Source organism: Acinetobacter sp. S-1 (genome assembly GCF_059579785.1).
Genome location: NZ_CM184207.1, coordinates 3,258,868 through 3,283,701 on the forward strand (window position 1 = coordinate 3,258,868; position 24,834 = coordinate 3,283,701).

Annotated in this window: 21 protein-coding genes; 3 read left to right on the forward strand and 18 right to left on the reverse strand. The window is 40.8% G+C overall.

Annotation, left to right across the window (positions count from 1 at the left end; all coding sequences use genetic code 11):
* Window positions 1-116 precede the first annotated feature (116 nt).
* The 12 genes from bamB to AC52J8_RS15705 all read right to left on the reverse strand — a co-directional run bounded on the left by bamB (window position 117) and on the right by AC52J8_RS15705 (window position 12,400).
* Window positions 117-1,262: an outer membrane protein assembly factor BamB gene (bamB, locus tag AC52J8_RS15650; RefSeq protein ID WP_086400271.1), complete on the reverse strand. Its 1,146-nt coding sequence runs from the start codon at window positions 1,260-1,262 to the stop codon at window positions 117-119.
* Window positions 1,262-1,960 (reverse strand): YfgM family protein, encoded by a 699-nt coding sequence (locus AC52J8_RS15655; RefSeq protein WP_086400272.1) that lies wholly within the window; start codon window positions 1,958-1,960, stop codon window positions 1,262-1,264. The genes bamB and AC52J8_RS15655 overlap by 1 nt, the downstream gene beginning before the upstream one ends.
* 28 nt (window positions 1,961-1,988) lie before the next feature.
* Window positions 1,989-3,281 carry a histidine--tRNA ligase gene (gene hisS, locus AC52J8_RS15660; protein WP_086400273.1) on the reverse strand — a complete coding sequence of 431 codons (1,293 nt, stop codon included), beginning with the start codon at window positions 3,279-3,281 and terminating at the stop codon, window positions 1,989-1,991.
* Complete coding sequence (gene ispG, locus AC52J8_RS15665) at window positions 3,278-4,393, reverse strand: flavodoxin-dependent (E)-4-hydroxy-3-methylbut-2-enyl-diphosphate synthase (protein WP_086400274.1); 1,116 nt, start codon at window positions 4,391-4,393, stop codon at window positions 3,278-3,280. The genes hisS and ispG overlap by 4 nt, the downstream gene beginning before the upstream one ends.
* 21 nt (window positions 4,394-4,414) lie before the next feature.
* Window positions 4,415-5,206 carry a helix-turn-helix domain-containing protein gene (locus tag AC52J8_RS15670; RefSeq protein WP_033849429.1) on the reverse strand — a complete coding sequence of 264 codons (792 nt, stop codon included), beginning with the start codon at window positions 5,204-5,206 and terminating at the stop codon, window positions 4,415-4,417.
* On the reverse strand, window positions 5,197-5,997 hold the full coding sequence (gene pilW, locus AC52J8_RS15675; protein WP_203079963.1) for a type IV pilus biogenesis/stability protein PilW: 801 nt from the start codon (window positions 5,995-5,997) through the stop codon (window positions 5,197-5,199). The genes AC52J8_RS15670 and pilW overlap by 10 nt, the downstream gene beginning before the upstream one ends.
* A 15-nt stretch (window positions 5,998-6,012) precedes the next feature.
* Window positions 6,013-7,245, reverse strand: a complete 1,233-nt coding sequence (gene rlmN / locus AC52J8_RS15680; RefSeq protein ID WP_000093084.1) for a dual-specificity RNA methyltransferase RlmN — start codon at window positions 7,243-7,245, stop codon at window positions 6,013-6,015.
* A 123-nt stretch (window positions 7,246-7,368) separates the two neighbouring features.
* Complete coding sequence (gene ndk, locus AC52J8_RS15685; RefSeq protein ID WP_000963851.1) at window positions 7,369-7,800, reverse strand: nucleoside-diphosphate kinase; 432 nt, start codon at window positions 7,798-7,800, stop codon at window positions 7,369-7,371.
* Between the two features lie 113 nt (window positions 7,801-7,913).
* Window positions 7,914-8,114, reverse strand: coding sequence for a Fe-S cluster assembly protein IscX (iscX, locus tag AC52J8_RS15690; protein WP_004698764.1), 201 nt, complete (start codon window positions 8,112-8,114; stop codon window positions 7,914-7,916).
* Between the two features lie 99 nt (window positions 8,115-8,213).
* Complete coding sequence (locus AC52J8_RS15695; protein WP_005066176.1) at window positions 8,214-8,765, reverse strand: phosphatase PAP2 family protein; 552 nt, start codon at window positions 8,763-8,765, stop codon at window positions 8,214-8,216.
* 24 nt (window positions 8,766-8,789) lie between these two features.
* Window positions 8,790-10,079 carry a glycosyltransferase family 4 protein gene (locus AC52J8_RS15700; protein WP_081032067.1) on the reverse strand — a complete coding sequence of 430 codons (1,290 nt, stop codon included), beginning with the start codon at window positions 10,077-10,079 and terminating at the stop codon, window positions 8,790-8,792.
* Window positions 10,080-10,216: 137 nt separating this feature from the next.
* Complete coding sequence (locus tag AC52J8_RS15705; RefSeq protein ID WP_032005599.1) at window positions 10,217-12,400, reverse strand: carboxy terminal-processing peptidase; 2,184 nt, start codon at window positions 12,398-12,400, stop codon at window positions 10,217-10,219.
* 192 nt (window positions 12,401-12,592) lie between these two features.
* Here AC52J8_RS15705 and nagZ point away from each other — a divergent pair, with 192 nt between their 5' ends.
* Together nagZ and AC52J8_RS15715 are read left to right on the forward strand one after the other, a co-directional pair.
* Window positions 12,593-13,612: a beta-N-acetylhexosaminidase gene (gene nagZ / locus AC52J8_RS15710; RefSeq protein ID WP_032005600.1), complete on the forward strand. Its 1,020-nt coding sequence runs from the start codon at window positions 12,593-12,595 to the stop codon at window positions 13,610-13,612.
* A gap of 373 nt (window positions 13,613-13,985) precedes the next feature.
* Entirely contained in the window at window positions 13,986-14,828 is an 843-nt protein-coding gene (locus AC52J8_RS15715; protein ID WP_086400275.1) for a class I SAM-dependent methyltransferase, read from the forward strand.
* A gap of 55 nt (window positions 14,829-14,883) precedes the next feature.
* Here the strand turns inward: AC52J8_RS15715 and AC52J8_RS15720 are convergent, their stop codons facing one another.
* Entirely contained in the window at window positions 14,884-16,197 is a 1,314-nt protein-coding gene (locus AC52J8_RS15720; RefSeq protein WP_032005602.1) for an alpha/beta fold hydrolase, read from the reverse strand.
* Between the two features lie 299 nt (window positions 16,198-16,496).
* On the opposite strand from AC52J8_RS15720, the gene AC52J8_RS15725 reads away from it, so the two are divergent.
* The gene (locus AC52J8_RS15725; RefSeq protein ID WP_086400276.1) at window positions 16,497-17,762 is read left to right on the forward strand and encodes a glutamate-5-semialdehyde dehydrogenase; all 1,266 of its coding nucleotides are present in this window, start codon (window positions 16,497-16,499) and stop codon (window positions 17,760-17,762) included.
* Between the two features lie 67 nt (window positions 17,763-17,829).
* On the opposite strand, the gene AC52J8_RS15730 is transcribed toward AC52J8_RS15725, so the two are convergent.
* From AC52J8_RS15730 to edd, 5 genes are all read right to left on the reverse strand, one after another.
* The gene (locus tag AC52J8_RS15730; RefSeq protein WP_086400277.1) at window positions 17,830-19,458 is read right to left on the reverse strand and encodes an NADP-dependent glyceraldehyde-3-phosphate dehydrogenase; all 1,629 of its coding nucleotides are present in this window, start codon (window positions 19,456-19,458) and stop codon (window positions 17,830-17,832) included.
* A gap of 167 nt (window positions 19,459-19,625) precedes the next feature.
* Window positions 19,626-20,138: a gluconokinase gene (locus AC52J8_RS15735; protein ID WP_004794739.1), complete on the reverse strand. Its 513-nt coding sequence runs from the start codon at window positions 20,136-20,138 to the stop codon at window positions 19,626-19,628.
* A gap of 17 nt (window positions 20,139-20,155) precedes the next feature.
* Window positions 20,156-21,514, reverse strand: a complete 1,359-nt coding sequence (locus AC52J8_RS15740) for a GntT/GntP/DsdX family permease (protein ID WP_002115035.1) — start codon at window positions 21,512-21,514, stop codon at window positions 20,156-20,158.
* A 185-nt stretch (window positions 21,515-21,699) separates the two neighbouring features.
* Entirely contained in the window at window positions 21,700-22,329 is a 630-nt protein-coding gene (gene eda / locus AC52J8_RS15745) for a bifunctional 4-hydroxy-2-oxoglutarate aldolase/2-dehydro-3-deoxy-phosphogluconate aldolase (RefSeq protein WP_086265041.1), read from the reverse strand.
* Window positions 22,330-22,349: 20 nt separating this feature from the next.
* Entirely contained in the window at window positions 22,350-24,203 is a 1,854-nt protein-coding gene (edd, locus tag AC52J8_RS15750; RefSeq protein WP_086400278.1) for a phosphogluconate dehydratase, read from the reverse strand.
* Window positions 24,204-24,834: the final 631 nt, after the last annotated feature.

Genomic DNA, 24,834 nt, shown 5'->3' on the forward strand with positions numbered 1-24,834 from the left:
AGGTCAGATATGACCATAATAAAAGACGGGGCTTTGAACTGATTTAATTCAAACACCCCGATATTTTTTTAACAGCGTAATTTGTTAAGCGGCTATTTTAGCACAAGCAAACGAAATTAACGATTCTGCCAAATACTTAAATCGCCTTTTCTGGTCGAAACGTAAAGTTGGTTCTCAATAACACGTAATGTATTGACCTCACCACTTGTTTTTGAACGACCAATCAACTTACCTGTTGCAGGATCAACAAGATGTAATACGCCATCTAAATCACCAACAATAAGATCCGATCCCAACACAACAGGGTTACTTAAATGACGGTTTAATAAACTATCATTTTGCCAAACTTGTTCGCCTGTCGTTAAATCATAAGCAGTTAACTTACCATCAGTTGATGAAACAAATACTTTATTGTCATAAACTTCTGGACGCTTCGTGCTACTTGAGTCTTCACTCCAAACTACACGTTGAGAAGCTAGATCAGTTACGGTCACTTGTCCTTGGAAACTAGTCGTTACCATAAACTGTCCAGCAACTGCAGGATCACCATCGATATCAATCAAACGTTGAATATCAGAACGGCCTTCACTTACTGCAACACGGCGTTGGAAACGTGGAATACCACTAATCGTATCAATTGCATAAACATACGCATTAGCAGATGCGATTAATACGGTACGCGGGTCAAGACTCACCGGTGAGGCCTGACCACGTAAACTAAATTGGACATTTGGTAATTTATAAGCCCAAACTTGTTGGCCTGAACCAGCATCATGCGCAAATACAGTACCATCATTAGCAATAGTAATAACGCGTCCAGACTGAACTAAAGAAGGACTTAATAGTGCACCAGATAACTGCGCAGTCCACTTTTGTTCACCTGTTGCCTGATCTAAAGCAAAAAGTTGACCTTTACTATTACCAACAACAACAATTCCTTCAGCAGCTTCAACACCAGAGCTCAAGCCTAATTTGCTGACTTTTTTCTCCCAAAGACGCTGCTTACCACGATATGCAGCGACTTCACCTTTTGGGTCAAGCGTAAAGACCACGCCCTCACTTGCGTCAAGCTGCAAACGTAACGGATCTGCCTTATCAGTAGAAGAAACACTGCGCGAAAACACGGGTACTAGAGTCTTTTTCGACTCAGTCAATTTCGGTAGTGGATTTGGTTTTGCTTCTTTTACTTTGTTGCTAGAACATCCCACCAGTACAGCTGATGCGATTGCAATTGCCAAAGGCAGTTTGAATTTCTGATTCATTAAGACTCTTCCACCTGTGTTTCCAAAATTGGGCGCTCAATCTGTGGATCTTCAACTAAAACGCCAACACTTTCGAGTTTAATTTGTAAAATTTGTCGTTCTTGTTTACGTTCCAGTAACGAATCCCATGCTGCCTGATACGCTTTTTTAGCAGAATCAACATCTTTCTTAGCAACAAAGATATCACCACGTAACTCTTCTACTGTTGCTTTAAATGCAGGATCGACGTTACCAGACAAGGTTTTTAGTGCTTCATCATATTTGTTTTGCGCCAATTGTGCATCTGCTAAACGCAATTTTACAACCTGAATCAAACCTTCATCTTTTACTTTTGAATTTTCAACTTTCTTCAATGCTTTTTCAGCAGCAGCATAATCCTGTTTTTCATAGGCTAATTTTGCTAATACAAACTGAGTCTGTATCGCCTGAACAGAATTGATATCATCTTTTACGATTTTATCTGCCGATGCAGTGACCGAAGTTAAAGCATTAGGATTATCAGCACTTGCATTTGCCTCATCCATTAACTGCTGTACTTTTGCAGTTTCTGTCTGGCTGCTCGCAAGATTTCTTTTTTGCCAATATTCCCACCCAAAAAAGGCAATCAATGCAATGAGAATCCCGCTAATCATGGCAGAACCATATTTTTTGGCGAACGACTTTAAGCTGTCGAATTGTTCTTCATCACTTAAGCTCATGTGATTGTCCTTTTCCAGATGTTTCAGTTTATTTTGTAAATTTTTTGATTAAGAATGGTACAAGCTCAGCCAGCGCAACTTGAGACTGCTCAGCTGTTGCTAACTCTTTGATAGCAAGCTGCTGTGCTTCCCATTCACGCTCACCTAAAATCATGGCGTAAACAGCCCCAGCCTGATCAGCTTTTTTCATCTGACTCTTCATGCTGCCTTGTGAACCTGTTTTGATTCGAATACTGCTATTTGCAGCTTCTAACTGGTCACGTAATTGCTCCGCTAAAATCAAAGCTTTAGTTTGATAAGCAGGTTCTGCAACCAAGAAGACTTCACAATCACGAATAACTTGAGCCTGTTCAACCTGCTCAAGTAGAAGCAATAAACGCTCCATACCCATCGCAAAACCAACAGCAGGTACAGATTGATCTGGCTTACCTTTTAGCTGACCAACTAAACCGTCGTAGCGACCGCCAGCACATACAGTACCTTGCGAACCTAAAGCGGTAGTTGTCCATTCAAAAACGGTTTTATTGTAGTAATCCAGACCACGCACTAATTTTTGATTAATGACAAATTGGATGCCAGCAGCTGTCAAATAATCTTGTAACTGCTTAAAATGATCCAAGCTTTCTTCTTTCAAGAAGTCATGTAATTTCGGCGCATTTTCTAAAATTTTCTGAGTAGATTCAATTTTAGAATCTAAAATACGTAATGGATTCGTTGTTAAACGGCGTTGTGAATCTTCATCTAACGCATCTTTATGCTCGTTTAAAAACGCAACCAAAGCATTACGATACTCTGTACGCTCATCAGTTTCGCCCAAAGTATTTAACTCAAGCTGAACCTTATCAGCAACGCCCATACGTTTCCATAAACGAGCGGTCAACATAATCAATTCAGCATCAATATCAGGAGTCGCAACACCGAAAGTTTCCACGCCAAACTGGTGGAACTGGCGGTAACGTCCTTTTTGTGGTTTTTCATAACGGAACATAGGTCCCATATACCACACGCGTGGCGTAGCACCGCGCAACAAGTTATGTTCAACCAATGCACGAACACAACCTGCTGTACCTTCCGGACGCAAGGTTAATGACTCTGGTGGATTACCTTTGTCGAAAAAGGTATACATTTCTTTTTCAACAATATCGGTAGCATCACCAATAGCACGTTTAAACAAGCCCGTTTGTTCAACGATCGGCAAACGAATTTGTTGATATCCATAAGCATCCATTAAAGATGCTAAATGTTGCTCGAGACGTCTCCACGCTACTGTTTGCGTTGGCAAGATGTCATTAAAACCTTTGATTGCGACGATTGAACTCATGATGAACTACGAATAATTTCTTTAGATTTAGCTTCTTCAAGCTCTTGGACACGTTGACGAACCATAGTTTCGATTTCATCAACCAATTGATCGGTATCGATTAAATGGCTTTTTTCACCATTACGATAAACCAATGAGCGAGGCGCAGCCCCAACAACCCCGATATCAGCTTCTTTTGCTTCACCCGGACCGTTTACCTTACAACCAATTACCGACACATCCATTGGAGTACGAATATCTTCTAAACGTTCTTCCAACGCTTGCATCACCTGAATAACGTTAAATTCTTGGCGTGAACAACTCGGGCAAGCAATAAAGTTAATTCCGTTAGAACGAAGCCCAAGTGATTTTAAAATATCAAAACCAATCTTGATTTCATCTTCCGGTTCGGCAGCAAGCGAAATACGCATCGTATCGCCAATACCTTCCATCAACAATCCACCAAGGGCAATCGCTGATTTCACCGTACCTGTACGGTAAATACCAGCTTCAGTTACGCCTAAATGTAATGGATTATCAATTTGCTGAGAAAGCAAGCGGTAAGCATCCATGGTTAAAAACACATTTGAGGCCTTTACACTAACTTTAAACTCATGGAAATCAAGACGATCTAAAATATCAATATGACGTAAAGCTGATTCGAGCAGCGCCTCACCTGTAGGCTCACCATATTTCTTTTGTAAATCTTTTTCTAAAGAACCCGCATTGACCCCAATACGCATAGAAATGCCATGATGACGCGCCGCAGCAACCACTTCACGCACTTTCTGATCTGAACCAATATTACCTGGGTTAATACGTAAACAGTCTGCACCATAATCTGCAACAGCTAGAGCAATTCTATGGTCAAAGTGAATATCAGCCACTAATGGAACTGAAACACGTTTACGAATCGCGCCAAATGCTTCAGCAGCCTCCATAGATGGGACCGAAACACGCATAATATCAGCACCTGCATCAACGCAACGCTCAATTTGAGCAACGGTTGCATCGACATCGCAAGTTTCGGTATTTGTCATACTTTGCACACTAATAGGTGCATCGCCACCGACATACACCGAACCAACACGGATTTTACGTGTTGGTCGACGTTTAATTGGGTTCTCTATCATTGTATCGCTCAACTCATGGTATTAGCGGGATAAACGGAATTCTGCTTTACCGTTTACCGTATATGGAGACAATGAAATCTGTTCTTGGTTTAGACTTAATGACACAGCCGTTGCATCATCAAGACGAATCTGAAATGGAGACTCACCATTTAAACTTAAAGTTGATGACTGACGACCTGTCGCCAAAACTTTACCCGTTGCATCAACAATATGAACAGAAGTTGGTCGGTTGAAGTTTAACACCAATTGGTCACCCACTGTTGAGGTGGTAGCTCCTTGCATAGGTAAAACTTCAACATTCGATTGATTTACTTTAGGTAAATCAGCATCTTCTTTCTTTGAAGTCCATTTTTGGACACCCATAACAAGCAATGACACAACAGCAAGAATTACAACAGCAAGAAGTGCGCGCTTTAACCATTTCTTATTACGATCACTATTAGAACCCGGGAGTTTGCCCATGATTTTAATTGGCGAATTATTTAAGGCATGATTTGGTAACAGCCCAGTATCATTTGCATAAATTTCATCGAAACGCTGAATAATTGCCGTCGCGTCCGTATTTAAATATTTTGCATATGAACGGTAATAACCCTTAATGAAAGTCGCTTCCGGCAATGATTTATAGTCATCTTGCTCTAAAGCGGTCAAGGTCTTAACCGGCATATTTAAATCTGAAGAAACTTGCCCTAACTCTTTATTCTGAGCAACTCGAATTTGACGTAAATACTCACCAGGACGTTGAATATTTCCTAAAGCAGAAGTCGGTAAGCTTGAGCCAGTTGGCTGCTGTGAATTAGGATTTATTTCCATACGGCCTCAGTACTATACTGTAATTGCAAATAACGTTGATATTCTGGACTTTCCGGGAACAAGGCACGTAACTGGTTTACTAACACTTGCATTCCCATTTTATCCGCATTGGCTCGAGCCACTCTTACACCAATCCAAAGTGCTCTTGCACCCTGATTTTTCTGCCCCACTGTACGAACATATTGCTCATACATTTGTGTAGCAGCCGGAATCTGCTGCTGCAAATAAAAAATTTCCGCTAACTCTAACATTGAAATATAAGAGTCGCGGTTAGCAAGGAGTGCTTGTTTGAATGTTTTTTCAGCATTCGCAACATCACCCAATTTTAAATAAATACGCCCCAGATTTTCTAATGCCTGATAGCGTTGGTCATAACCTAATGTTGCGCCAGCAATACGAAATTGCTCAACCGCATCATTATAACGCTCCATTTGATATAAATAAGTACCATAATTATTATGTGCTTGAGCATTATCCGGTTCAGATGAAATTGCTCGTTTGAAATAATGTTCTGCTTTTTCTAAATTGGGTTTGCTACCTTCTTGCTGTAGCAAAATACCCATCATCATATTTGCAGTAGCATCGCGGCTATCTACACTTAAAGCTTGATCAAGAGCTCGCTTTGCTGAGTCCAAGTCACCAGAACGAATGTATTCGGCAGCAAGCTGCGTACGCACTTTTACTGCTTTTTCCGGGTCCTTTTTAACCGTTTGCGAAGTCTGGCAACCACTTGCCAAAAGTGCAACAGCAACCCCCATACATAACATGATCTTCAACTTCGGAGTACTCAAAGTCTGCCCTCAATATTATCCTTGTGTACGTAAAATCTCTTGTCGTTGAGCCACTTTCTTTTGCCACTGCTCAGCACGACGCGTACGGTCAGCAACTTGGCCGACCAATTGTCCACATGCGGCATCAATATCATCGCCACGTGTTTGACGAATCGTACACACAAATCCTGCATCAGACAAAGTTTTTTGGAAAGAGATGATACGATTTCGACTTGAGCGTCCATATGGCGCATGAGGGAACGGATTAAATGGAATCAAGTTAATTTTACTTGGTAAGTTTTTAAGTAATTTAAGCAACTGCTGTGCATGTTCAGGTTGGTCGTTCACACCTTCTAACATGACATATTCAATGGTCACATGTTTACGCGCGCTTTCATTACCATCTTTTGCAATATAACGCTGACATGCCGCAATCAACTGAGCCAATGGATATTTTTTATTAATAGGCACAAGTTCATTACGCAATTCATCATTTGGCGCATGTAGGGAAATTGCTAAAGCAACATCAATATCTTTTGCAAGTTGGTCAATTTTTGGCACAACACCTGACGTTGACAAAGTCACACGACGTTTTGACATACCATAAGCAAAGTCATCGAGCATAATGTGCATTGAGCTTAATACAGCATCGTAGTTGAGCAATGGCTCACCCATCCCCATCATCACGACATTAGTCACTGAACGCTCGCGCTCAGCAACAGGCACTTCTTCCATATAGGAATAGTTTGCCATCCAAAGTTGCCCAATAATTTCATCTGGCGTTAAATCGCGCTGAAAACCTTGCTTACCTGTTGAACAAAATGAGCAGTCCAATGCGCAGCCCACTTGTGAAGAAATACACAAAGTTTTTCGTGAACCTGTTTTATCTTCGGCAGGAATTAATACAGTTTCTACTAAAGAGCCAGAACCTTCACCTACGCGAAACACCCATTTACGTGTTCCGTCTTTTGAATAATGACGGTGTACCACTTCAGGAGCTTTAATTTCACAAATTTGTTCAAGCTTTGCACGCAATTTGCCTGAAATATTAGTCATTTCAGCAAAATCAGTAACAAAGTATTGATGAATCCATTTCATAACCTGACCGGCACGAAACTTTTTCTCACCAATATCTTCAAAGAATTTTTCTAATTCAGCACGTGACATGCCGAGTAAATTCACTTTTTCGGCAGCAGGCGATGCTGGCGTGGACGAAGATTGCTGCTGTCCATCAAGATTTTCAGATGAAACGACCACTGCAGAACTCATGTGTATTTACCTAAACCATGTCAAAAAACTGAAGATGTTGTTCAAGAATCAAACAATATTCTCTTAAGAGAATAAAAAAACCAGATAAGTAGTATACCACTTATCTGGTTTGAATGCTTTCGATTAACGAGTGCGTGGGCAGATCTCGTTGTCAGCAAAGAAGTAAGCAATTTCACGCTCTGCAGAAGCAACTGAGTCAGAACCGTGAGCAGCGTTTTCGTCGATGCTTACAGCGAAGTCAGCACGAATCGTACCAGGAGCCGCTTCTTTAGGGTTTGTAGCGCCTAAGATTTCACGGTGTGCAAGAACTGCATTTTCGCCTTCAAGAACAGATACTACAACTGGACCAGAAGTCATGAATGCAACTAAGTCACCAAAGAAACCACGTTCTTTATGCTCAGCATAGAAACCTTCAGCATCAGCTTGAGAAAGGTGTTTCATTTTAGTCGCAACAATTTTTAAACCCGCTTTTTCAAAACGAGCAAAAATTTCACCGATGTGGTTTTTAGACACTGCATCAGGTTTTACGATAGACAAAGTACGTTCAATAGCCATGAGTGGCTCCTTTATTTTAAGATTTAAACTTTAAAAAATTTGCCGCATTATACCGATGTCATAGGCAATAATCAGCTTTGAATGTGTAAAAGTTGCGATTTTTTCTACTGTTTTTAGCGAACTTCGTCTATCCAGGCCATCTGAATGCCTTCTAGCAATCCTTCTGTCGATTTATTTGGGTCATCACTAAAGTCTGGCAATGCGCACACCCATGCATGTAAATCGGTAAAACGGATCCATTGCGGATCAACTTCTGGATGTGCTTCTGACAATTCAATGGCAATATCAATCGTATCTGTCCAACGTAAGCCCATAGCGGCTCCTATCTGTTTAATCTGCTAAATCACGAACTGTGTACTTTAGCAAATCCACAAACTTAATCGATAGCTTAAGCTGATAAAAATTACCGATGCTTATAAAGCGATGTTCAATAATGGCGCCACAAAAATAATCGTAGCCGCGACCGCTGCACCAATTAGCGCACCAACAATCACATCACTTGGGTAATGAAGACCCAGTACCATACGAGACAAAGCGACAAGCACCATAAATGGGAACATGGCAGCAAGCAAAACTGGCTGGATGTAACCCAATACAATTGTCACCATGACCGCATGAAGCGTGTGACCTGATGGAAAACTAAAGTGATCAAGTGGTCTTTCACCGAGTACAATCACCTGATGCACCTGATAAGGACGTGGTCGCGTTGTTTTGTGTTTTAAAAATTTATAGATTGCTGTGCCAACAGAACCACCTAATAACAAGTAGATGATTTGCAAGCTATAGTTAATGCCTTGCATACCCCACACGATTGCCAACATTAGATACCAAAATGGACCATCACCAACACGACTGATAATTTTGAAAAAAAGGGCAACACGCTGTGAGTGAGAGAAATTGTTCAGATATAAACAGCCTCTCAAATCTAAATCGAGTATTTTTATTTTTGCATTCTTAAATTTCATGGTCATTCTCCTATCTTAGGATACTTAGGTGAAGTCCAACGAGGGCTCCTTCACTACCTGATAAAATGCCTGCTCCAATTGCTGAACCGGAAGTTGCCAACCGCTTTGCTGTACTTTATGACAGGCTTGCACGCCCATTTCTCTAAGTTGTTGTACTGAAGGAAGCTGATAAATTTGTTGTATAAAGTGGTTTTTTTGTCCAAGTGGGCTTAACCAGCCATTCACACCATGTGTTAAGTATTGATGTGCACATGCATAATCATACGCTATAACTGGTAAACCGCTTGCCATTGCCTCTAAAACTACGTTACCAAACGTTTCAACTTGACTCGCAAATACGAATACATCTGCACTCGCATAGGCAGCCGCCAAATCTTGACCTCTCAGACTTCCAGTAAAGATAACACCCTTCGCTTCAGGTAGTGACTTTAAACGAGCAAAATCTGGGCCATCTCCTACAATTACTAATTTAGTTTTATTTGGCTGAATAGTTTGCAGGTTCGCATAACTTTCAATGAGAACTTGTACTTCTTTTTCGGGAGACAAACGCCCCACATAAAGCATAACGCGTGTATTCTCATCAGCATCCCATTGTTTTCGCAAATTTTCAGAGCGATGCTTCGGTGAAAATCTGGTTGTATCTACGCCACGCCCAACGACAACCAGTGGACAAGTAATACCAAAACCGCGTAATGCTTCTTGAGTATCTTTACTCGGCACACAAGTTACATGAGTGTTATTGTGAAACCAACACAGATATTTTTGAATCGGTTTGACTAAAAAAGCCAAATCGAAGAATCGACTAAAGTCTTGAAATGGTGAATGAAAGCCACTCGAAACAGGAATAGCTTTTGCCTTAGCAGCTTGCATGGCAGTTAAACCTAATGGCCCTTCAGTTACAATGTGCACGACATCTGGGACAAACTTTTCAAAAGCTTTCGATACTTTTAAATATTGTGGCCAACCAAATTGTAAAGTTGGATACTTGGGAATCGCCTGCGACATAACCAAGCATTCTTGCTCTGGTGTAAAGTCATGGCATTTTGCTTTTTGCTCTGGGCGAATCAGTAAAATCTTATGCCCCTGTTTTTGTAAACCTTGGCATAATTGTAATAATGAAAGTGCCACACCATTAATTTCGGGTGGCCAAGTTTCCGTCACAATCGCAATTTTTAAACGTGGGCGCACCAAATCATGCAATGAATGCGTATTAGATAGCTGCTGCTTTTGTTTAAAAAAGAATTGGAAGCTTTCGGGAAGTTGCTGTTGTTTTAATAGTGCTGTCGCGTATGAACTTTGCATAGCGCCATCCATCAATGTATTTATTTTCATGCTTAAAGATTAAGCAGTTTTTTTGACATTTTGATGATAAATGCGTGACAGTTTACTGACATGAAAAATAAAAAAGCACACTGATGACAGCATGCTTTTTTCTTAAAGCCTAGTAACTCTTAGCGATTTTGCAATTTTGCATAATCCATGAGTACATTAGCAGCTTCAGTCACAAAAGTTTCTTCTTCTGGTAACGCTGGACGTTGGGATGCTTTCATTTTAGCGCGAGATTCAGCTAGAGCATCTAATGAAGCTTGATAGCTTTCCCAGTTTGCAAAAGGCTTTTGACCCGTTGCAGCACGGCGTTGATTCTCTGCATCTAAAGTTTGTTTCTCTAAACCAAGTAATTCAGCACGGCGCTTATCAATATCAAGTACTACTTGTTTTTGATCACTCGTCATCTTAGCAATCGCAGTACGTTTATTTAGATATTTAAACTGAGCATCATTAGCAACACGTTGTTCAGAGAATTGAGACAACTTTGTCACATAAGGTTGAACAGAGCCTTCACGTTTAAATGGTGCGGTAGGAATTGTGTCCCACTTCAATGCATTCTTCGATTTACGCTCACCAAACTCTTCGTTATAGATATCGACGAGTTTAATGTCTGGCACTACACCTTTATTTTGTGTACTACCGCCAGTAATGCGATAGAACTTACGCTGAGTTAAAGTTGCTTGACCATATGCCAGAGTATCAAGTTGTACCTGAGCTGTACCCTTACCAGTGGTTGTACTACCAATAATAATACCGCGCTCATAATCTTGAATTGCAGCAGAGTAAATCTCACTTGCTGATGCCGATGCCAAGTTCACCAATACAGCGAGTGGACCTGTATAAATTTGCTGACCACCATCGTTATCTTCAAACACGCTTACGTTGCCATTGCCATCACGAATTTGTACAACCGGACCAGACTTAATCACCTGTCCCAACATACGTGCAACTTCTTCTAATGAGCCACCTGGGTCATTACGTAAGTCAATAATAATACCTTCTACTTTCTTCGCTTTTAGCGCTTCGAAAGCATTTGCAGTATCTTCAGAAACCGAACGATATTGTTTACCCGCACGACGTGAACGATAGTCAAAATAGAATGATGGAATTTCAATTACGCCCAACACATGCTTTTTACCATCACGTGTCACTTCAACTGTGCGTGAACGAACACCAGCATCTTCTTCTTGAATCACATCACGTACTAGGGTCACATTACGTGCCTGACTCATTGATGCGCCAGCACCAAGAAGTTTTAATGTGACTTTCGTTCCACGTTTACCACGAATAAGCCCAACAATTTCAGAACTTGTCCAACCAATCACATCAATCATTTTCTCGCCTTCTTGGGCGACACCAATGATTCGATCTCCTGATTTCACTTGACCAGACTTACTTGCAGGACCACCTTCTACAATGGTTTCAATCTTGGTGTAATCTTCGTTGCCACGTTCTGGACGAATCGACACCCCAATACCTTCTAGTTGCAAGGTAGTTTGGCGATTAAGTTCGATCGCATCAATTGGCGGGTAATAGTTACTATGTGGATCATAGGTCGCCAACATTGCATTTAATGTTTTGTCCAAGACGTCATCGCTTTTTACACGACTAATTCTTTCAAGCTGACGCGTATAACGTTTAGTTAACGTTTGAGCTGGCGTTAAATCTTCTGGGCCAGTTAAGTCCTGACCATCAGCAAGTGAAGGATTTTCTTTAAGCGCTTTTTGTTTCGCCTGCTCTTCTTCACGGCTAATGGTTAAGTTGATTAACTGTGAAACCAACATTTTGCGCCAATGATTTTGTTGCTCAGCAGTCGTTTTAAAATACGGTGCTTTTTCACGATCAACTTCAATATAACTATTAGGCTGCTTTAAATTTTGCTGTTGTTTTAACTCAGCTAACATGAACTCATAAAATTGTTTTAAGCGTTCACGATATTGCTGATGAATTGCAAACGGTCCAGTTAAATTCCCCGCTTTTAATGAAGCACCAAAATTTGAACCATATAGTTTTTTATAATTTTGAACTTCAGAATCTAGAAATAATGAGTGATCTGGATCAAGACTATCTAAATACATATCCAGAATACGATTTGATGTGGTCGCATCCAGACGCATATTTAAATAATGTTGACGATCAACTAAAGTTGCCAGTTGGCGAGCCACCAAAGCCTGTTCTTGCGTTGGCTGGATTGATTGAGAAACCGCAGCAGTATTGGTTGCCGCTCTCGCTTCATTCATCGTATGAGAGAAGAATAAACCGCCAGTCGCGATCGCTACTGCACAAGCTATAGTTTGAAGTTTCATAAATTTTTAATACTTCCTTGGGTGTTCCTATCTTACACGCTCTGTTTTCGATATGAACTAAGCAGATTCAAAATCTTAACCAACTAAATTGTTTATACCGTGTAGTTTTATCATATTCTGTACTGACAAAATGTAGCAAAACATTGCAAAATTCGCTTATTGTTTTTCAATCAAAATTCAAATGGAACCAATATGATTGGCGCATTGATGCTGGACATCGCCGGCACAGAACTTACTCAAGAAGATATTGAACTATTACGCGCTCCGCAAGTCGGTGGCATGATTTTATTTGCACGAAATATTGAATCTCCACAACAAGTGCGTGCTTTAACCGACCATATGCGTCAAATTCGCCCAGATATTTTGATTGCTGTTGACCAAGAAGGTGGCCGAGTTCAGCGCCTAAGATCAGGTTTTACATTATTACCAGCCATGGGTCGTTTTGGGGAGTTATATTTAACTCAACCTCAAAAAGCACTTGAGCTGGCTGAGCAATGCGGTTGGCTCATGGCAACCGAAGTGCTTGCAGTCGGCATCGATTTTAGTTTTGCACCAGTTTTAGATCTTAATGCAATTAGTGACGTGATTGGCGACCGTGGCTTCTCTAAAAATATTGAAGATATTGCCCCACTCGCAGGCGCATTTATGCAAGGCATGAAAAAAGCTGGAATGGCAAATACGGGCAAACATTTCCCAGGCCACGGTTCTGTGAAAGCCGACTCTCATGTTGCTGCTGCAATCGACAGCCGTAGCTATGACGAAATTTATAACCACGATATGCAAAGCTTCATTAAGCTTATGCCTCAGCTAGATGCACTCATGCCTGCACATGTGATTTATGATCAAGTTGATCCAAATCCGGCAGGTTTTTCACCTTTCTGGATTCAAGAAGTTCTACGCAAGCGTTTGAATTTTATTGGTGTACTTTTCTCTGATGACTTAAGCATGCAGGCTGCATGTGTAGCAGGTGGCGCAGATGCTCGTATTCAAGCTGCTCTAGCGGCTGGGTGTGACATGGGGCTGGTATGTAATGACCGAAGTGCAGCCTGTACAGCACTTGAAGGTATTACAGATTTAGAGCTACCAAACCAAGAGCGTTTAGAACGCATGCGCGGCCAAATTCCACAAATTCAAATTGGTGAAACCTTATCGCTTGGAAACGAGTGGCAAGCTGTCAAAACAGCCATTGAAGAGTTTAAAAATTCGATTTAAGTTAGTAAAAATTTTAATTAGCTACAAAAACCTATTCACTATCTGATACGCGGTTAAGTCATACGCAACCTGAGCAATGCAAAAGCGTTAGCGCTTTCGCATTGCGCAAGACAAACGAAGTGCGTAGTATTTTACTCAAGCATAGCTTTCGTTTTACGGTACGGCAAAGATAATCAATCTTTGCTTTTCGTACCTCAGGTTTTGGTTACTTTTCCCGAAAGAAAAGTAACTCCAACTGAAAGTTCATCCCAAAATGCTAACCTAATTCACAGGACTCCGTCATGCAGGTTCATTCAACATCAATGCAGTAAAAATTCTTCATTTTTATAAATAATGAAGATCACACAAAAACAATAAATCGAGTTCAGGACGAATGACACAACAACTTTCAAAACACCGCCATATCTCTTTTACAGCCCACTATACGGGTTATATCTGGTATCAAATGGGAATCTCTCATGAAGCACTTGCCACAACCAAAGGCAAATCATTGGCATATTTAGTTCACCCGATAGAATCATGGGCAGAGAAATATGTGGGCGGTAGCATGCGTACGACGCTCAAACAACGCCACACCATGCTTGATCACCATTTAGAACACCTCATTCAAGAAAATCCTGATTTACAGGTGCTTGAAATAGCATGTGGCTTGTCGCCACGTGGCTGGTGGTTTAGACAACATTACCCTTCTATTACCTATCGGGAGCTTGATTTGCCCGATATGGCACAAACCAAACAAAATGCGTTACAGCAAATTGAAAAAAATGCACCTGAAATCTTATCAGTTGATTTATTTACAGAAGCTTTTGCACAAGCATTTGAAGTATTTGACCCGAACCGCCCACTGGTTGTGATTAGTGAAGGTTTAATTAATTATTTTGATAAAAATTTATTAAAACAATTGATCCAATCGATTGGCCACTATGGTGTTACTTTTAAAAAGTTTCACTATTTAACAGACCTCTACCCTGAACCAGTTAAAAACAAACTTGCTAGTATTATCTGGAATAGTAGTAAGTTACTTAAACTCATGTCTCGCAGTTCATTTAGTTTTCATTTCAAAAGTCCACAAGAGGTTAAAGACTTTTTTAAAGATACAGAGTTTGGGCAAGTTACTATTGAACAGCCACAAATATTCTTTGGGCAAGTTTCTCAAGATAACCATGAAGAGCATTTAGGCGATTTAGTCTGGATTATTCACGCGCAAATAAAATAATAAATATAAAAAATGGAAGCTCGAAATAAACGAGCTCCCATCTATAAATATATTATTAAGCTGCTTGTTTTTGACGCGCAATAAAACGGCTTAACCGATCAGCAAGCTCAAAACTACCATGTTTAAATAAAGCTCGAATACCCTGCGCTGTACTTTCAAAAATTAAGCACTCAATCGCAAAACTACCTTCTTCATCTTCTAAATGAAGTGCCAAATCGCGTGGATGGTCATTCACAAAATCAAGTTGCGAAACATCATCCATTTTTAAATACATCCCAAAGAAAGTCACGTCAACAATCGTCACTGGCACTTCTGTTTTACATTCACGGTGGCTCAGTTGAGTATTCGGTTGCAAGACCCGAACTCGCTCTTCACCACGGCGTTCCATGTTTTGCATTTGTTCACGTGTCATAGGAATAATGCCATCCAGATTTTGGATAGATTCACCCTTCAAAAATGAAGTGAACAAACTCATGGTTTCTTTACGACGTTGGAGTTGCGGTACATGATCAGCGTTTGCAATAAGTGCAAATTCCATATCTGGACATTGCAACGCAAAGTTCGCATTTTCATGAGGCAAAGTAAAACTATCGTACTGCCCTGCTGCTACCAGCGTTTTGCACTCTGGAATAGGTACATCTGTTAATCGCAAAAGGCGGTTACAGTTAATTTCATAACGTTCTCGCTCAGTCCCCGTAAACTCGGCCATTTGTCTAAAAAATAACTTTTTAGCGGTTGGCGACATACGAGTTTTATCTAATTTTGCATGATTAACTAAATACAAAATTACAGCTTGCCCAAACTCTTCCATACGGTTTTCTTGCATGAGTTTGAGGGATTCTTCCAAAATCATTCGCCAACTTTTACGAGTCTTTTGCATAACTCCCATCAAGATCATACGATCCATCAAATCTGGGCGCTGATGAGCAAAACAAGAGGCAATCACGGACCCTAAAGACATTCCCATTACAGAAACTTTTTGTATTCCAACGATATCTAACCAACGTCCTAACATTTCAGATAAATCAGGAAGTTCTAAAGTACCAGCAGACACTCCTGTGTCGCGATTGGTAATTTGCTGATTTGCACCCATTGAAGGTAAGTCAATTAAAATAACCGGACCACTTTCAAACAATTGTTCAACACAATATTTATAAGAATTAAAATTCTGGAAAGCACCACCAACAATCACAATCGGCGTTTTGTGGATCGTTTTAGGATCGGCAATTGCCATATATTCAATTTTCCAACCGTCAATCCATGTTGTACGAGCAGGTTGTTTAAAACTATCTCTATGGTAGATATCGAAAAAGCCAAAACCGGCATAAGCTTGGTTGATCTCCGAATCCATTTGAATAATGGAATTCATATCCTTGCTTCCTCCTTGCTGTAATTTTTTTATGCTGCAAGAGTTCCTTCTTGAACACGTAATCTTTTATGCACAAATCTTTAAAATTTGTATTAGTTTGTATTGCACAATAACATTCTAAACAATTGTCTGAAATATACGCAATCGCTGAAATGACCGCTCATCTTGTTTAAGCCGCTAATAGTTTGCAAAATATTTAAATGTTTTTTTATGGCGGTCACATTTTTGAAAAAAAGCCATTCATTGTTCCGCATTTGACTGCTACTATCGTAGTCATTGGTAAATGATTAAAAAATGCTATGCAAGATTCAATTGAACAATATATGCAAAAAGTTGGGCAACAAGCACGCGAGGCTTCTCGTGTCCTCACAAGTGCTTCTACCTCACTAAAAAATCATGCGCTCTCTGCTATTTATACTGCTTTAGAAAATAATCAGGCAGCTATTTTGGCAGCGAATCAAATCGACATGGATAAAGGTCGTAGCAATCAGCTCGACAGTGCCTTACTTGATCGCCTTGAGCTTACGCCCGCACGCTTTAAAGGGATGTTGCAAGGTTTAAAAGATGTGATCGCGCTTGTCGATCCAATTGGGGAAATTACTGATCTTGCATATCGCCCCACAGGCATTCAAATTGGAAAAATGCGTGTACCTTTAGGTGTTGTTGGTATGATTTATGAATCACGTCCAAACGTAACACTTGAAGCTGCATCTTTAGCGATTAAATCAGGCAATGCCATTATTTTACGTGGTGGTTCAGAAGCACTTGAGTCAAATAAAGCAATCGCAGAAGCGATTAAACATGGTTTAAAAGTTGCTGGTTTACCTGAGCATTCGGTACAAGTCATTGAAACTTCTGACCGTGCAGCTGTTGGTCATCTCATCACCATGGCTGAATATGTAGATGTAATCGTTCCACGTGGCGGTAAAAGCTTAATTGAGCGCGTAACCAACGAAGCGCGTATTCCTGTCATTAAACATCTTGATGGTAACTGCCATGTATTTGTTGAAGCACAGGCCGACTTGCAAAAAGCTTTACCAATTACATTAAATGCAAAAACACATCGTTACGGTGTTTGTAATGCGATGGAAACACTGCTTGTTGATGAAAAAATTGCAGACGTTTTCTTACCACGCATTGCCGAACTGTATTCTGAAAAACAAGTTGAATTACGTGGCTGCCCAGAAACACGCCGTATTTTGGGCGCCTCTGTAAAACCTGCAACAGAAGAAGATTGGTATACCGAATATTTAGGGCCAATTCTTGCTGTTAAAGTGGTTAGCGGTATTGATGAAGCAATTGACCATATTAACAAATATGGTTCACATCACACTGATGCCATTGTGACTGAAAACTATACTTTGGCTCGTCAGTTCTTGGCTCGTGTAGATTCAAGCTCAGTCGTGATTAATGCATCAACTCGTTTTGCTGATGGTTTTGAATATGGCTTAGGTGCAGAAATTGGTATCTCTACAGATAAAATCCATGCCCGCGGTCCTGTTGGCTTAGAAGGCTTAACTTCTCAAAAATGGATTGTGTTAGGTGATGGTCAAATTCGCCAATAATTAATCTATGAGTTCAAACAAAAACGCCTGATCAATTTCAGGCGTTTTTTATTATTCAAGTTATTAATTAGAAAATAAAGTCGGTATTCACGAATTTAGAATAGTGCTCAGACACCATAGAGGCCAACATGCCTTTGCTATCATCTGTCTGCTTAGCAGCAATCATAGAACGGATAGAGAACGCTCGCAGAGCATCATGCACAGACAATGTACCTTCCGCAGAATCTTTACGACCACCGAACGGGAATACATCAGGGCCACGCTGACATTGACAATTGATGTTTACACGACAGACCTGATGGACCAACGGATCAACTAAATGACCAATTTGCTCAGGGTCACTACCAAAAATACTCACCTGCTGCCCATGATCAGAAGTAGTGACATATTCCAGTACAGTTTCAATGTCATCATAAACAGAGACTGGTATCACTGGACCGAACTGTTCTTCGCGATACAGCCTCATTCCCTCAGTCACTGGATAAACTACAGCTGGATAGAACATCGTTTTGCAGAATTCACCACCTTCCGGATTAACTACTTTTGCCCCTTTAGCTACAGCATCTTCAATGACTTCAGTCATGTAGGTCGTACGATGCATACCTGGTAGCGGCGTAATAAATACACCTTTTTCCCACGGCATACCCACTTTAAGTTTGGCCAGTTCAGCCGTTAGGCGGTTAACAAATTCATCGGCTATCGAGCGATGTACCATCAGCATTTTGAGCGCGGTACAACGCTGACCATTAAACGACAATGCACCCAGCAGACACTCTTTCACTGTCAGATCCAAATCAGCATCTGGCAGAATAATGGCTGCATTCTTCGCATCCAATCCCAAAATCGCACGCAGACGGTGAGATTTAGGATGTTGCTTCTTCAAGTGATCAGCCACTTTACTAGAACCAATCAGTGCCAGTACGTTAATTTTCCCAGATGCCAGTAGATGGGGTACCACTAGAGAACCTGGTGCATAAATAGTATTGATCACGCCTTTTGGAAATGAATAACGGAACGCTTCTAGTAACGGTTCAAACAACAAAGTCCCAAATTGAGGTGGTTTAAAAATAATGGTATTACCCATCAGCATGGCTGGGATCAGAGTCGCAAAGGTTTCGTTCAGTGGGTAATTGTATGGCCCCATACACAACACGACACCTAGTGGAGTTCGACGGATTTGACCAATCGTACCTTCGGCAATTACAAAGCGAGAGTTAGCATTATCCAAATCTTTTAGGGCATCAATCGTTTGACGCATGTAGGTAATTGTACGGTCAAATTCTTTCTCTGAATCCGCCAAGCTTTTGCCAATTTCCCACATGATCAGCTTAATAATCAGATCTCGCTGCTCCACCATACGCTGAATAAAATTTTGCATACAGGCAATGCGCTCACCAACCTTCATCATTGGCCATTCGCCACGACCATTATTGTAAGCCCGTACCGCTGCTTCTAGTGCTTCATCGCTTTCTTTTTCACCCATGACCGGATAACTACCAAGTTCAACTTGCTCTAGGCTACCGTCAGGCTGCTGAATCCAGATTGGAGATAATGTTTTCTTGGTTGCACCAGCCCATAACTTCAACTCACCATCCACGAGTGAAACACGCTGATGAATTTGAGATGGCAGACGCACACTTTCAGGAATACCGCCCACTACTGGGAATTTATGCTGTAAATTATTTAACTGATTCATTCTTCTTAATACCTTATTATTCGTATGTCTTTTATATATTCCCGAACTCGCCACTGTAATCAGGTTTTATTCGGGTCAATATCACTATTATTATCCGTACTCACCTTGCTTGAACCGTAAACCACAAGGTGAATATCTTAAAGCGTTGATAATCTTTCTAGATGAATTTACCCCCGACACACACTATCAGTCACTCCTAGCTTCTGGATGACTTGTTCAATGATCTGTTCTGGTGTAAGAGCAATATCAATAGCAATTGCTTCATTCACATCAGGTTCCTCTAATGTGTCTAGCTGTGTTTGTAGCAACGCTGGGTCAAAAAAATGACCTGATCTTTCTGCAAGTCGTTGCTGTAATAACTCATAAGAACCTTTTAAGTAGACAAACTTAATATTCTGGTCCTGCCCTCTTAAAATATCGCGATACATGCGTTTTAAAGATGAGCATGTAAAGACAGCCGTTTCACCGTCTCTTTGTTTGGTTTCAATGACCTGACGAATTGCTTGTAACCATGGCAAGCGGTCTTCATCAGTTAAGGGAATGCCTTGACTCATCTTACTTTTATTTGCAGCTGAATGAAGCGTATCGCCATCAAGGAACTCACAAGCCAAACGCTCTGATAACAATTCACCAATTAGGGTTTTACCTGTTCCACAGACACCCATTGCAATCACAATCATGGATTACTCACCTTTAATTATAAAATAGTGCTAAGCAGTAGCGTGAAAGATAAACCCAACACCGAAATGATTGTTTCCAATACTGACCAAGTCTTGAGTGTCTGTCCTACTGTCATACCAAAATATTCTTTGATTAACCAGAATCCTGCGTCATTTACATGTGAGAAAACTAATGAACCTGAACCTGTGGCAAGTACTAAAAGTTCTGGCCTAACTGCGACACCCGCCGTAGCTGCAATTGGAGCGACAATACTACACGCTGTAGCCATAGCCACCGTTGCGGATCCTGTTGCCAAACGAATTAATGCTGCAACAAACCAGCCCAACAATAACGGCGATAAATTTGCCTTCAACGCTGTAGAAACAATCTCATTAGAAATACCGGTGTCACGCAAAATGCCGCCAAAACCACCACCAGCACCTACAATCAACATAATCCCAGCAATAGAAGCTAAACATCCACCACAGAATTTTTCAATTTGTTCACGGTTAAAGCCCTGCATCGTACCAAAGGTAATAAAGCTGACCAGTACGGCAATGAGTAATGCGATATCAGAAGTACCAATAAAACGTAGCAAATCATTTGCGAAAGTCTGTGGTGCAAAGAATAGATCAGCCCAGCTACCAACCAACATTAATACTACAGGCAGCATAATTGTGAATAAGGTAATCCCAAAGCTTGGTAGCTCACGAGTTCTATTCGTATCTGCTTCAATAAACTGCTTCGCTAACGGATTATTTTCGGGCAATTTAACGTATTTATTAATCCAAAGTGCATACAATGGTCCAGCAACAATAGCTGTTGGCACACCAACGATCAGACTATAAGCAATTGTTTTACCAATATCAGCATGATAAGCCTGTACTGCCAACAATGCTGCTGGATGTGGTGGAATTAAGCCATGCACAACCGATAAACCTGCAACCATTGGCAGGCCAACAACTAATAAAGATTTGCCTGTCCGTTTAGCAATGTTGAATGCAATTGGAATGAGTAGAACGAAACCTACTTCGAAAAATACGGGAAGGCCAACAATAAGGGCAATAAACATCATGGCCCAGTGAATATTTTTCTCACCAAACCACTTAATTAAAGTAATTGCTATTCGCTCTGCACCACCAGACTCGGCCATCATTTTACCGAGCATCGTTCCCAGTGCGATTACAATCGCAAGGTGACCTAAGGTTTTACCTGTACCGGCTTCATAAGACTTAACAATATCACCCATTGGCATGCCAACAGCCAAGGCTAAACCGAGTGAAACAATAATAAGAACTAAAAATGGATAAATTCTAAACTTCGCGATCATGACCACTAAAGCAATAATCGCGATTACAGTGTAGATCAGTAACATGCCACCCTGAACCGTCTCCATGGGACACTTCTCCTTGGAATAATTATTTAGGCACACTGCCTAAACAAGGGTCTTCAACCACAGTAATTCCTACTGTTAAGACATTAAATTTTTATATTTAGGTGTGACCAGCACAAACTGGTCACATCAATACAGCCTTTAAAGCACATAGAATGCACTTCATTTTTTATAAATATTGTCTACATTTACAAAGCTCTCAACTGACTCGCAATTTGTGCCAAGCGAGTAATTTCAGCCCAGTCTTGGGCAGCTACAGTAGCTTTAGGTGTTAACCATGAACCACCTACACAAACCACGTTAGGTTGTTTTAAGAAATCTGGCGCTGACTCTGCCGTAATTCCACCAGTCGGACAAAAGCGCAAGTTTGAAAATGGACCATAAAATGCTTTTAGCATCTCAACGCCACCTGCTTGTTGAGCTGGGAAGAACTTCACAATGTCATAACCCAATTCAATCGCTTGAATCAGGTCACTTGGTGTCATCACACCAGGCAATAGAGGTAAACCAGCATCTTGCGCAGCCAAATGCAGATCTTTAGTCAAACCAGGAGATACCCCAAATTGAGCGCCTGCTTTTTTGGCTTGAGCACAGTGTTCTGGTTTGGTAATTGTTCCTACACCCACCACAATGTCATCAGCCAATTGGCTAGCACGCTCGATAGCAGCAAGACCAGCAGCGGTACGTAAGGTAATTTCAAGGACTTTTACGCCACCTGCATGTAAAGCACGTGATACATCTTCACCTTGCTCGGCAGAATCAAATGCCAATACAGGAATGACCGGGCCTAATTTAACGATATCTTCAATTTTAATCATTATTTTTCAGTTCCTTTGATTCAAATCTGCTCTGGTGAATTTTCACCAACCAATGCACCAAACACAGATGCTCCATGTTCAGCTGGCGCAGCAGCAGCACGGAAAACACCAAATAATTCACGGCCAAAGCCAACTTCGTTTTCTGCCTGATGTTCTGGCTGTGCAACAGGGCGTGACTGCCATAAATCGTCATCTATTTCGACATCAAGTACGCCAGCCTCAGCATCAATGATTAACATATCGCCTGTTTGAACTTTAGCAATCGGCCCATTTAATAAGGCTTCTGGAGATAAATGAATGACCGCAGGAACTTTGCCTGAAGCACCAGACATACGCCCATCAGTGACTAAAGCAACGTGGAAACCTTGATCTTGTAAAACACCCAACACAGGCGTTAAACGATGCAATTCAGGCATACCATTCGCACGTGCACCTTGGAAACGCACAACCGCAATAAAGTCTCTGTGTAATTCACCACGATCAAATGCAGCTTGCACTGCTTCTTGCGAATCAAACACAATTGCTGGAGCTTTAACTTTACGATGTTCTGGCGCAACAGCAGAAATCTTGATTACGCCACGGCCAAGGCGGCCTTGCATTAAACGTAAACCACCATCTGGTTGAAACGGCGCATCAATACTACGCAAAACTTTATCATCAAGGCTTTGAACCACACCGTCAACCCAAGTGAGCTTACCATCAATCAGTTTTGGTTCTTTGGTGTAATGCTGCAAACCTTTACCAGCTACAGTCGTTACATCGTTATGTAATAAGCCAGCTTCAAGTAGATTACGAATGAGGAAAGCTACTCCACCCGCAGCTTGGAAATGGTTTACATCCGCCTTACCATTTGGATAGATTTTTGCGAGTAATGGAACAACAGCCGATAACTCATCAAAGTCATCCCAATCAATCAAGATGCCAGCGGCACGAGCAATCGCAATCAAATGCAAAGTATGGTTGGTTGAACCACCTGTAGCGAGTAAAGCCACAATACCGTTTATAATTGCTTTTTCATCGACAACATGACCAATCGGCGTGTAGTTTCCACGCTCAACTGTTAAATCAAGTACACGAATCGCAGCTTCTGCGGTGAGTGCATCACGTAATGGTGTATGAGGATGAACAAATGCAGCACTTGGCAAATGCAAACCCATGACTTCCATCAACATCTGATTACTGTTGGCTGTACCATAAAAAGTACAAGTCCCTTGTCCATGATAAGCAGCTGACTCAGCTTCTAATAAAGCATCTCGTCCAACCTGACCCGTTGCAAATTGCTGACGAATTTTGGCTTTCTCATCGTTAGATAGACCACTGGTCATTGGGCCAGCTGGCACAAAAATAGTAGGTAAATAGCCAAACTGCAGAGCACCAATGAGCAAGCCCGGCACAATTTTATCGCAAACGCCCAGACATAAAGCTGCGTCAAACATGTTATGAGACAATGCAATCGCTGTGCTCATCGCAATGGTTTCGCGAGAAAACAATGATAGTTCCATGCCAGCATTACCTTGGGTAATACCGTCACACATCGCAGGAACGCCACCTGCAAATTGTGCTACGCCACCATTTTCGCGAGCGGCACTTTTAATTAAATCTGGAAATGTTTTATAAGGTGCGTGCGCCGACAGCATTTCGTTATACGAAGATACGATGCCAATATTTGGTTCACGGCCTACTTTAATAATTAATTTTTCATTATCTTCCATACTGGCAAAACCATGAGCCAGATTGGCACATGAAAGTGCTCCACGGGCAGGAAATTTGCCTTGTGCATGTTCAATACGTTGTAAATATGCAGAACGAGTTTTTTGACTACGTGCGATTACACGCTCGGTCACTTTTGCCAATATTGGATTCGGCAAGTCCATGCTGGACGCTCCTGTACAACCGGATAAGCCGGAACATAAAAAATAGACCAAATGATATATTTCATAATCATTTGGTAAGGGGGAGGAACAATATTATTAAGGCAAAAAGCGACATGCAAGCCCTAGTCAACTTTACGGGAATACCCAAGCATGAGTATTAAAGACAAATAATGTTTAAGTTATAAACAAGTGAAGGGTTTTATTTTGGACTATATTTACAGGTATATTACACTCTAAAAACTATGAGAAAATTCTCATAATATCAATGCAATGAAATATCTTTATAAATGTACAGATACCGACTTTTTATACTGAGTTTTATATTAAAAATGTTTATGATTTATTCTTTTTAACTTATATATAAGCGATTAAAACTTAATTCCAGTTACGTATATTATTTGTAATATATCCATCGGGTTTGATTAAAATAACAGCACTTCTTTTTCTTTTAAAAATTTATATCGAATATTTGAAAATTACATTAATTCAAAATTTACCTTTCATAAATATATACAAAAAACTGTTTAATTCTTCTACAAAAAAACAAGGAATACAGTGGTTAAGCTTTATACTGGACAGATATTAGTTGCAAATAATTTGATGGTCGATAGTTCTTAAGTCTAATGGGCTA